This is a genomic window from Marinifilum caeruleilacunae (assembly GCF_013141825.1).
Taxonomy (GTDB): Bacteria; Bacteroidota; Bacteroidia; order Bacteroidales; family Marinifilaceae; genus Marinifilum; species Marinifilum caeruleilacunae.
The window spans coordinates 26,668-37,682 of sequence record NZ_RZNH01000033.1 but is presented as its reverse complement, the minus strand read 5'-3'; the positions used below and the strand labels follow the sequence as shown (position 1 = coordinate 37,682).

General features: G+C 37.7%; 6 protein-coding genes. 5 read left to right on the top strand and 1 reads right to left on the bottom strand.

All coding sequences use genetic code 11. The features are described 5' to 3' along the window. Positions 1–23: 23 nt before the first annotated feature. Complete coding sequence (locus tag ELS83_RS16575) at positions 24–2,951, bottom strand: FAD-binding and (Fe-S)-binding domain-containing protein (protein ID WP_171596669.1); 2,928 nt, start codon at positions 2,949–2,951, stop codon at positions 24–26. Positions 2,952–3,170: 219 nt separating this feature from the next. Here ELS83_RS16575 and pta point away from each other — a divergent pair, with 219 nt between their 5' ends. From pta to ELS83_RS16550, 5 genes are all read left to right on the top strand, one after another. Continuing rightward, complete coding sequence (gene pta / locus ELS83_RS16570) at positions 3,171–4,172, top strand: phosphate acetyltransferase (RefSeq protein WP_171596668.1); 1,002 nt, start codon at positions 3,171–3,173, stop codon at positions 4,170–4,172. A 56-nt stretch (positions 4,173–4,228) separates the two neighbouring features. After that, entirely contained in the window at positions 4,229–5,437 is a 1,209-nt protein-coding gene (locus ELS83_RS16565) for an acetate/propionate family kinase (RefSeq protein WP_171596667.1), read from the top strand. Between the two features lie 234 nt (positions 5,438–5,671). After that, positions 5,672–8,716: a sensor histidine kinase gene (locus ELS83_RS16560; protein ID WP_171596666.1), complete on the top strand. Its 3,045-nt coding sequence runs from the start codon at positions 5,672–5,674 to the stop codon at positions 8,714–8,716. Between the two features lie 365 nt (positions 8,717–9,081). Continuing rightward, the gene (locus ELS83_RS16555) at positions 9,082–9,987 is read left to right on the top strand and encodes a bifunctional enoyl-CoA hydratase/phosphate acetyltransferase (protein ID WP_171596665.1); all 906 of its coding nucleotides are present in this window, start codon (positions 9,082–9,084) and stop codon (positions 9,985–9,987) included. Between the two features lie 73 nt (positions 9,988–10,060). Continuing rightward, complete coding sequence (locus ELS83_RS16550; protein ID WP_171596664.1) at positions 10,061–10,972, top strand: phosphate acyltransferase; 912 nt, start codon at positions 10,061–10,063, stop codon at positions 10,970–10,972. Positions 10,973–11,015: the final 43 nt, after the last annotated feature.

Below are 11,015 nucleotides of genomic sequence, written 5' to 3'. Positions count from 1 at the left end.
ATCAATACTTAAGTGGAAAGAGCTTATTTCAAAGCTTCCCACAAAATCTCGACAGGATGCTGAGCTTCACGCTCTGTTTCATCTTTAATTTGATGGCGGCACGATGTACCTGATGCTGCTATTAAAACCGATTCAGGGGTTTTTCGCACTTCGGGCAGAAGAATGAGTTCACCTACTTTTTTACTTAAATCGTAATGCTCTTCTTCATAACCAAAAGAGCCTGCCATTCCACAACAGCCCGATTTAATTTCAACTGCCGAGTAATTCTCAGGAAAACTTAAAATCTCTTTAACTGGAAGAGAAGATGCCAATGATTTCTGGTAGCAATGTGCATGAAATTTAATTTCTCTCACTTCGCTGCTAAACTGTTCTTTCTTAATGGTTCCAGCCTGCATTTCCTTGTGCAGGAACTCTTCAATCATCAGTACATTTTTAGCGAGATTTCTTGCAGCATCTCTCATGCTATCGGTTACCAAATCGATATATTCATCTCTGAATGTAAGAATTGCAGAGGGCTCGATACCGATTAACGGGCTTTCTTCGCTAATGATATCCTGTAAAAGGTTTACATTTTTAATGGCAAGGAATTTTGCTTTTTTCACCAAACCTTTCGAAAGGTAGGTTCTGCCACTTTCGGCGTGTTTTGGGATACTTACCTCATAACCCAGTTTGTTCAGTAGTTCAACTGTTTTAATGCCTATTGGAGTGTCGTTGTAATCGGTAAACTCATCGGCAAAAAGGTAAACTCTTTTTTTCGATTCGTTTTGATTTAAATTGGAATGCCATTTTTTGAGCGTTGTATCATGTAGTTTTGGTATGCTTCTTTCCTGGGCAAATCCTAAATTCCTTTTTACAATTTTTCCGATAAACGGATGTTGATTTACAAAATTAAAAAGGGAAGGAGCATAGCTTCCCCATTGGTTAATTTTAGTAATGTTGGCAATCAGCTTACTTCGCAAAGGAATTGGGTTTACATCGTAATACTGCTGTAAAAATTCCGCTTTTAGTTTGGCCATATCAACATTCGAAGGACATTCCGATTTACAGGCTTTGCACGAAAGGCAAAAATCCAGAATATCATACAATTCCTCGCTGTTGAAAGGATTTTTCTGTTCGGTATTGCTGATAAATTCGCGGAACAGATTTGCTCTTGCACGTGTGCTCAGCTTTTCATCCAGACTTGCTTGATAGCTTGGACACAGGGCTTTACCCGTAAGATGAGTGTTTCTGCAATCGCCCGATCCGTTACAGCGTTCTGTTGCACGTACAATGCCCAAATCCGATGAGAAATCGAAATAGGTATCAATTTCGCGGGTTTGCTGGTTGGCTTCGTATCGCAAATGGGTATTCATTTTTGGGGTATCCACAATTTTACCAGGGTTGAAGATATTGTTTGGATCCCAAATGTGTTTGATTTCTCTTAACAGTTCGTAGTTCTTTTCTCCAATCATGATTGGGATAAACTCACCTCGTAATCGTCCATCGCCATGTTCTCCACTTAAGGAACCTTTGTACTTTTTTACCAATTTGGCAGAATCTAAACCAATGGCATGGAATTTTTCCTGATCGGCCTTAGCTTTTAAATTTAATACGGGGCGCAAATGAATTTCTCCACTGCCAATATGGGCATGAAACACACAACTAATATTGTGCTTTTTCATGAGTTCCTTAAATTCTGCAATGTAATCGTATAAAACTTCTGGTTTTACCGATGTATCCTCGATAAGAGATACTGGTTTTGCATCGCCAGCCATGTTGGAAAGTACGCCGAGAGCAGATTTTCGTAAATCCCAAACCCTGGTTATATTTTCGACTCCTGTAACAATTGGAAAATGATAGCCCAGGGAATTTGCTTTAAAATCTTTTTCCATTTCTTTTGCAATGGCTTCAATTTCAGACATGCTTTCCCTTGCAAAATCGATTATCAGCAGAGCACCAGGATTTCCTTTCAGAAAAAAACGATTTTTTGCCTGTAGAATATTCCCTTCGGTTAGTTTTAGAATCTGATCGTCCATTAACTCCACCGCACCAGGTTTATATTTTAAGGCAATCAGGTTTCCTTTTATGGCCTCTTCAAGACTTTCAAAATGAGCACATATCAATGCTTTTTCTTTAGGAGGAGCTGGAACAAGATTCAATTTAATTTCGGTCGTAAATGCCAGTGTTCCTTCCGATCCGGCCAATAGGTCGCTGAAATTAAAATCTTTACCTTCCTTTGTAAAGGGATTTGTTTCAAGAAGTAAATCAATGGCATATCCTGTGTTTCTTCTTTTGATATCAGGATCGGGATATTCATTTCTGATATTCTCCTGGTTTTCTTTTAGCGAAAGAATTGAATTGATGTGTTGATAGAGCTGGCCTTCTAGATTCGAGGCAGAACATTTTTGCTTAAACTCTTCCTGATTGAGATTTCCGAACACAGCCTTACTTCCATCGCTTAAAATGGCTTTTACTTCCAATGTGTGATCTCGCGTACTACCATATATAATAGAGTGAGAACCGCAGGAGTTGTTGCCCAACATTCCTCCAAGCATGCATCTTCCGGATGTTGAGGTTTCCGGTCCAAAGAATAAACCAAACTCTTTGAGGTAAAGATTCAACTCATCTAAAATTACTCCGGGTTGCACTCTGACCCATTTTTCTTCTACATTTAGCTCTAATATTTTGGTAAGATGTTTCGAAATATCTACCACAACGCCATTTCCAACAACCTGCCCGGCCAGGGAAGTTCCGGCAGCTCGTGGTATCAAGGATAAGTTTTCCTGCATGGCAAATTCAATCAGTTTTTGAATGTCTTCCTCGTTTTTAGGATAAACCACTGCCAAAGGCATTACTTTGTAGGCCGAGGCATCGGTGGCATATAAAATACGGGTGGTCTGATCGGTAAATACTTCTCCCAGAATTTCTTCCTGCAGTTGTTGAAATGGATTGATATGATTTGAGGGTTTCATAGTAAATAAGCCAGTTTAAAGCATTTGTTGCATGTGTGTGATTCTTCAAAATTGAAGTTACATTTTTATTTCAGAACAAGCGCTTATCAAGAATGATTATTTATTAAAAATTTCGGGCAAAAACTGACAAAAATTATGAATTTAGAAATCTAAAGTTTACGTTTTATTCCTAAATTTGCAATGTCGAGATTACAAAACTGATTAATATATTGATCTACAATGGACTTATTGCAAAAGATTAAGAAAAACGCCAAACTACACAACAAACGAATTGTTCTTCCTGAGGGAACAGAGGAAAGAACTTTGCAAGCTACAGATATCTTGCTGGAGGAAGGTATCGCACAAATTATTTTGATTGGTGCTCCTGCTGAGATTAAAGGAGAGGCTGATCGCCTGGGATTAAAAAATATCGATAAGGCAATTATCGTTGATCCTAAAAACCACGATAAAATGGAAGCTTATGCTGAAATTTTAGTGGAACTAAGAAAGAAAAAGGGGATGACCTTTGAACAAGCTATGGAATTGGTACAAGATCCTCTTTATTTAGCCACCTTAATGATTAAAGCTGGTGATGCTGATGGAGAAGTTGCAGGTGCATTAAATGCAACGGGAGATGTACTTCGTCCTGCATTCCAGATTGTTAAAACTATGCCAGGTATTTCGGTTGTTTCCGGAGCTTTCATTATGATTTTGAAAGACAAGTCTTACGGAAACGATGGAATGATGGTATTTGCCGATTGTGCTGTTCATCCAAACCCAACAGCTAGCGAATTGGCAGAAATTGCTGTTGCAACTGCCAAAACGACTAAGGCAATTGCCGAAATGGAACCACGCGTTGCCATGTTGAGTTTCTCAACCATGGGATCTGCAAAACACGAAATGGTTGACAAGGTTGCAGAAGCAACTCGTTTGGCCAAAGAAATGGCTCCAGAATTCCAAATTGATGGAGAGATGCAAGCTGATGCTGCAATTGTTGAAGCCATTGGTGCAAAAAAAGCTCCGGGAAGCGAAGTTGCTGGTAAAGCAAACGTATTGGTTTTCCCAACTCTTGAAGTAGGTAACATTGGATACAAATTGGTACAACGTTTGGCTGGTGCCGAAGCAGTAGGTCCTGTTCTTCAAGGTATGGCAGCTCCAATTAACGACCTATCAAGAGGTTGTTCGGTAAGCGATATCGTAAATCTAGTTGCAATTACTGCAAACCAAGCTGCAGGAATGTAATTAAAATCAACTCAAGTAAATAAAATCCAAACTAAAAATAATAAACAAAAAATCTGATGAACGTTCTAGTTTTTAATTGTGGTAGCTCTTCTTTGAAGTATCAGTTGTTGAATATGGGTGAAGAAGCTACATTGTTGGCGAAAGGTCTTGTAGAGCGAATTGGTCTAAAAGAAGGTGTACTAACTCATAAACCTGAAGGAAAAGGTAAATTTGAATTGGTACAGGACATTCCAAATCACAGCGTAGGTATTGATTTGGTTCTTAAAGCTTTGGTGAGTCCAGAGCACGGTGTTATTTCTGATTTAAAGGAAATTGATGCTGCAGGTCACCGTGTTGCACATGGTGGTGAATTCTTTAAAGATAGTGCCTTGATCGATGAGAAAGCAAAAGAAAATATTGCTGCTTGTTGTGAATTGGCTCCATTACATAACCCTGCTAACCTTGAAGGTATCCTTTCAATGGAAAAATTACTTCCTGGATTGCCACAGGTTGCAGTATTCGATACATCATTCCACCAAACTCTTCCTGCCGAAGCATTTATGTATGGTTTACCATACGATTGCTACGAAAAGTACAGAGTTCGTAAGTATGGTTTCCACGGAACAAGTCACAAATATGTTGCAAACAAAGCTTGTGAAATTTTGGGATGGAACATCGAAGATAAAAAGATTGTTAGCTGTCACTTAGGAAACGGTGCTTCTGTTTGTGCAATTGATGGTGGTAAGTCTGTTGAAACTTCAATGGGTTTCACGCCAAACGAAGGTCTTTTGATGGGAACTCGTACTGGTAATCTTGACTTAGGTGCACTTCTTTACATTGCTGAGAAGAAAAACCTTTCGATCGAAGAAACAAACAAATTAATCAACAAGCAATCAGGTTTAGCTGGTATCTCAGGAATTTCTTCTGATATGAGAGATCTTGAAATTGCTGCTGAAGGAGGAAACGAGAGAGCACAATTGGCATTGGATATGTTTGCATACCGTGTGAAGAGATTTGTGGGATCATATTCTGCTTCGATGGGTGGTGTTGATTTGGTTCTATTCACAGGTGGTATCGGTGAAAATGATTCTGTATCTCGTGAAAAAATCATTAAAGATTTCGGATATTTAGGTCTTGACTTCGATGCTGAAACCAATGATGGATTAAGAGGTAAAGATGCTGTGATTTCTAAAGAAGGATCAAAAGTTACTGCAATGGTAGTTACTACCAACGAGGAATTGGTAATTGCTTCTGATACTCAGAGAATTTTGAACGGAGTAAAATAATCCATTCGATATAAATATTTTAAAGCCTGGTGTTTCGCCAGGCTTTTTTTGTGTAAGCTTGTCTGTTGGCTTTAAGCTATGATTCGTGGTAAATGATTAAAAAAATGATATAAATAGCTGTTTTGATTTGATGAATAGCCGATTTTGCTGTATTTTACTGTAACAAAATACAGGCATTATCGTTTAGAGATGTGACTACTCACTCAAAAGGTGAGATTTCTTTAAAGCTATTATATGACCAATCTACTACCATTATATAAATTTACACTACTTGTAATGTGCTGTTTTGTATTCACTAATACGATAAATGCACAAAGAGTCGATTTCCGATTACATGAGTACAACAAGCAGAACAAACTTAGCGAAGAACTTGTAAAATCAACTGGGCAGGATTCTCTCGGAATCTATTATTTTGCCACCGATGGAGGAGTTTATTCGCTCATCAATGATAATTTTAACCTTTACCAATTACCAGAGGGAAAATCACAGTATTTCAAAGAATTATTCAAATTGAGCAGCGGGAAATTACTTGCTGTTTCCGATGATGCAATCTACGAAATTACTCCTTCATTCGAATCCAATAATATCAAGTTGTTATTGGAGTGCAATTTGGATCCATCGGCTCCGAAATATCCGAAACATGCTTTCGAGGATAGTAAAAGCAGAATTTGGATCACCGATTACAATCACATTTACCGATTAAACAATGGTACTGTGGAAAAATACGCTATGGGCGATAAAAACCTTACCAGCTCATATGCAAGATCCTTTCAATTTTTAGAGTGCGATAACGGAAACCTTATTGTGGTTTCTCAAAAAGGATGGTTCTACAATTACGATTCAAAAAGCAATTCTTTTAAAGAATCTTCTTATCAGCCTGGCTTTTTGGTTCATTCCTCTTTTAAGATAGGAGCCAATGAGTTTTTGTTGGGAACTTCCTTAGGAGTAATTAAAATTATTTTTGATTTTAAAGGGAGGGTGGTTCATCACGAAACCATTTCAAAAGATATTGTTGCTTCATGTTTCGAAAGAATTGACGAAACAAGAATTTTAGCAGGAACCTGGTTCCAGGGCTTGGTAGAAATTCAATTGAATGAAGAGCATAAATTTTTTACCGTAGGCGGATTTCCATACTTTACGGTGAACGATCTCTTCCGTGATGAATTTGGTAAATACTGGGTTTCTACCAACTCAGGTGTGATTGTGATGGAGAAAAAATTTTTTAGCTCACAATTTCTTACTGCCAATTCTGAATATGTTGCCAGCATAAGAAAATCAACCAATGGTGATATTATCTGTGCCGGCCGAAGTCATTTTTACAAAATTACCGACGAGCAGCATATCGATTTGATGGACTTCAATTTTGAAGGTTCTTTAAATGTATTTCAAAAATATGGCGATTATACCTTAATTGGAACAGAACAAGGTCAGTTGATGTTGTATCAGAAGAATGAATTGCTGAAAACCATACAAATTAGTACTCAAACCATAAGCGATTTGGAATTTGAGTCGGCCAATACTGCCTGGGTGGTAGCCGATAAGGAACTTTTTAAGGTGAATTTAGAAGATGAATCGATTAAAAGTTACCTCGAAGAATTTAGCAACAGGCGAATTGTACAGGATATTTGCCTATGCAAAAACAATATGCTTTTTGTTGGAGGAGAGTACAAACATTCCTACTTGTACAAATACAATCGTGAAACGGATAAATTCTATAATATTAGCGAATCTATCCCTAATGTTGGAACAAATGATTTTTGGGTTCGCGATTTAGAACCTGTTAATGATACCGTGTATATTGGAAGTTCGGCAGGTTTATACAAATACTTCGATTCGAAAATCGAGGAAGTAGATTTGGGTGAATATTCAAAGAATGAAATCAATGCAGTTGTAGTAGATAAATTCAATGCCATTTGGGTAACTACAAGCAGAGGTGTATTGCGCAAACGCAAGGATGATATATCTTTATTTACACCCGATCAGGGATTGCCTTCCAAAACTTTTACCATTGGCAATTTACTTATCGATGATAAAGGATTTTTGTGGGTGGGTACATCCAACGGTTTGGCATATGCTCATATTACCGATACCATTCCAAGAACTCCAAAACCGATTGTGCATATCGCGAAAGAGGAATCGCAATTTATTCAACCTAATACTTCGCTGGAAGTTACCTCGGGTTCCATGTTGCTGCTCGATGTTACTGCAACCATCTATCCGCAAAAGCAGAATCAGTTTCAGTATTGTATCTTAAAAGGAGAGAAGAAAGTTTCCGATTGGAAGGAGTTATCGAATAAAAACCAGGTGATTGTTTCGGATATGGAGCCAGGCGATTATATGGTATGTATTCGCTGTAAGCATGAAGGAAACTATACGTGGAGCGAACATCAGCTCATTCCACTACGAGTAAACCAGGTGTGGTATTTACGCTGGTATGTTCTTCTATCAGAATTAATTCTGATTTTATTAATTATTTACCTTTCCAGTGAGTACAGTAAGCGAAGAGCCAAAAAACACATGGTGGAATTGGAAAAATTGGTTTCCGAGCGTACTTCCCAGTTGCAGGATGCCAACGAGAATTTACTTTTGGCAAACAAAGCAAAAGATCGATTTCTGTCGATAATAGGGCATGACTTGCGAAACCCATTCAATGCCATTCGAGGCTTTTCTAAGATGTTGATTCACGACGCAGAAATGTTATCGGAAGAAGAGAAAAAGGAACTTACCGAAATGATTTACAAAAGTTCAGATGATACTTTCAAACTTCTGGAAAGTTTATTGGAATGGGCCAATGTTCAAAAAGGGAAATTCAAACTGAACAAAGCCGAATTTGATTTGGCAGAAGTCATGCAATCGAATCTTGACTTGCATAAAAACCTGGCTTCTTTAAAAGATATTAATGTAGAAGGTGAATTTGAAAGCCTACAGGTTGATGCCGATAAAGCTATGGTGGATACAGTGATCAGGAACCTGATGTCGAATGCAATTAAATTTTCATATGCCAACCAAACCATTTTGTTGCGTGCCATAAAAAAGGAGAATTTTGCAATTGTACAGGTAAAAGATGAAGGAATTGGAATGACCGAAACACAAATGAAAAAACTATTTAAAATTGATACGGTTTTCACCAGCGAAGGCACAGCCAACGAAACAGGTACAGGTTTTGGACTAATGCTAAGTAAGGAATTTGTAGAAATGAATGGTGGACAAATTCGTGTGAGCAGTGTGAAAGGACAAGGAACTTCATTCTACTTTTCGATTCCTTTAAAGAAAAAATAATTGATTCAGTTAGTTATCGCACAAGCTAAAAATATCATTTTACAAATAAGCTTCCTTACTATCTGCCACTTGGCTTTATACAGTGGCAATTAGAAATAGCTATGGTATAAACTGTTAAGAATGCAATGTTTCACCTGCGCTTTATTATTTGTCTTGTAATTAGGAGGCGTTAGATTTTTTCTGCAATCCAGCCTTACTCAAACTTAAGAAATATCACATTGTTAGAATAATTCTAATATTTGTAATTAATTGTAAGTTTTGTGTATTGTATTAGATGTGATTCGTAATTATTTCATATTTTTGCCTTACAACTAAATCAAGCGGGAATTTATTCCGAAAAACAAACACTAAAATACATAAAGAAGATGATTACACGTTTGGAGCAAATCATTGACGTTCTTAAAAGCAACGAAAAAAAGCGTTTGGTAGCTGCTTATGCTAACGATGCTCACACAATTGAAGCTGTTAACAATGCAGTAGAAAAAGGAATTGTTGAAGCAACTTTGGTAGGTGATCAGGCAACCATCGAAAAAACTTGTGCAGAACACAATATTGATGTAAGCAAATTTACTGTTGTTCACGAACCAGTAGAGTTAAAAGCTGCTCAAAAAGCTGTTGAGTTAATTCGCAATGGCGAAGGTGATATGATCATGAAAGGATTGGTAAGTACCGATAAGTATATGAAAGCAATCCTAAACAAAGAAACTGGATTAATGCCGCCAAAAGCTGTCTTGAGCCACGTTACTGTAATGGAAAATCCAAATTACCACAAATTGTTGGTATGTAGTGATGTTGCAGTGATTCCACAGCCAGATTTGAACCAGAAAATTGCTTTAACAAACTATGTAATCAACGTAGCAAGAGCTTTGGGTATCGAAACTCCAAAAGTTGCTTTGGTTGCAGCTTCTGAGCAGGTTCTTCCTAAAATGGAAGCTTGTGTAGATGCTACCATCATTTCTAAAATGGCTGATCGTGGTCAAATTAAAAATGCTTATGTTGATGGTCCTTTGGCAATTGATGTTGCCATTGATAAGGAATCAGTTGAGATTAAGAAATTAGAATCGAAAGTTGCTGGTGATGCTGACTGTTTGGTATTCCCAAATATCGAATCGGGTAATGTTTTCTACAAAACCAATACAAAGTTAGCGAATGCAGAACTTGGTGCATTTGTGGTTGGTGCAAAATGTCCGGCTATTCTTTCATCTCGTGGCGATAGTGTTCTTACAAAATTGTATTCGATTGCTCTAGCTGCTCTTGTAGCTTCAAAATAATATATTTCAGATCGAGACGCATATTCATGCGTCTCTTTTTGTAGCTTTAATATCCTCATAAATTTAAATAGATATGTCCCCAATTCGTTCTCTCGACCAAATGGTCGATCATCTTCGCGAAAGCGGAAAGAAAAAGAAAATTGCTGTTGCTTATGCACAAGATCCAAATACCATTGGAGCAATTGCAAAAGCCATAAACGAAGGTTTTGTAGAGGCAGTAATGATTGGTGATGAAAATGAAATCCGTTCGAAAGCCGAGGCTGAAGGAATTGATCCTGCTATTTTTACCATTGTTCACATTCCAAACGACGTAGAAGCAACTACCGAAGCGGTTCGTATGGCACGTGAAGATGAGGCAGATGTTGTGATGAAAGGCTTGGTGGGAACAGATAAGTTCCTAAAAGCCGTATTGAACAAAGAAAAAGGTTTATTGCCTCCAAAAGCAGTAATGAGCTATGTTTGTGCTTTGGATTTGCCTAAATACGATAAGTTATTATTTGTTTCTGATACTGCAGTTTTGCCTTATCCTGATTTAAATCAGAAGGTTGCGATGGTAAACTATTCGGTTAAGATGGCAAAGAAATTTGGCATCGAAAAACCAAAAGTTGCTTTAATTTCAGCTACCGAAAAACCAAATCCTGCTTTCCAGGGATCGGTCGACGATTCAATTATCTGTAAAATGGCTGATCGCGGTCAAATCAAAGATTGTATTGTAGATGGACCCTTAGATGTCTTCCTAGCTTGCGATCCGGCATCGGTTGAAATTAAAGGAATTCCAACTCCAATTAATGGTGAAGCAGATTGTTTGATTTTTCCATCATTGGAAGCTTGTAACTCCTTCTATAAAGGGCTGATGTTATTTGGCGGCGGAGAGCTTGGCGGATTGATACAAGGTACAACAAAACCTGTTGTGGTAATGTCGAGAAGCGAAAGCGAAAAGTCTAAATTTTACTGTATTGCTTTATCGGTTTTAATGGCAGACTAAGCTATTCATCCTAATATGATAAAGAAATTGAAAGAGATGCGAC

Bases quoted from the DNA above. Each gene is read 5' to 3' on its own strand.
- ELS83_RS16575 (WP_171596669.1), bottom strand. From the start codon at position 2,951: ATGAAACCCTCAAATCATATCAATCCATTTCAACAACTGCAGGAAGAA.
- ELS83_RS16550 (WP_171596664.1), top strand. From the start codon at position 10,061: ATGTCCCCAATTCGTTCTCTCGACCAAATGGTCGATCATCTTCGCGAA.
- ELS83_RS16560 (WP_171596666.1), top strand. From the start codon at position 5,672: ATGACCAATCTACTACCATTATATAAATTTACACTACTTGTAATGTGC.
- ELS83_RS16555 (WP_171596665.1), top strand. From the start codon at position 9,082: ATGATTACACGTTTGGAGCAAATCATTGACGTTCTTAAAAGCAACGAA.
- pta (WP_171596668.1), top strand. From the start codon at position 3,171: ATGGACTTATTGCAAAAGATTAAGAAAAACGCCAAACTACACAACAAA.
- ELS83_RS16565 (WP_171596667.1), top strand. From the start codon at position 4,229: ATGAACGTTCTAGTTTTTAATTGTGGTAGCTCTTCTTTGAAGTATCAG.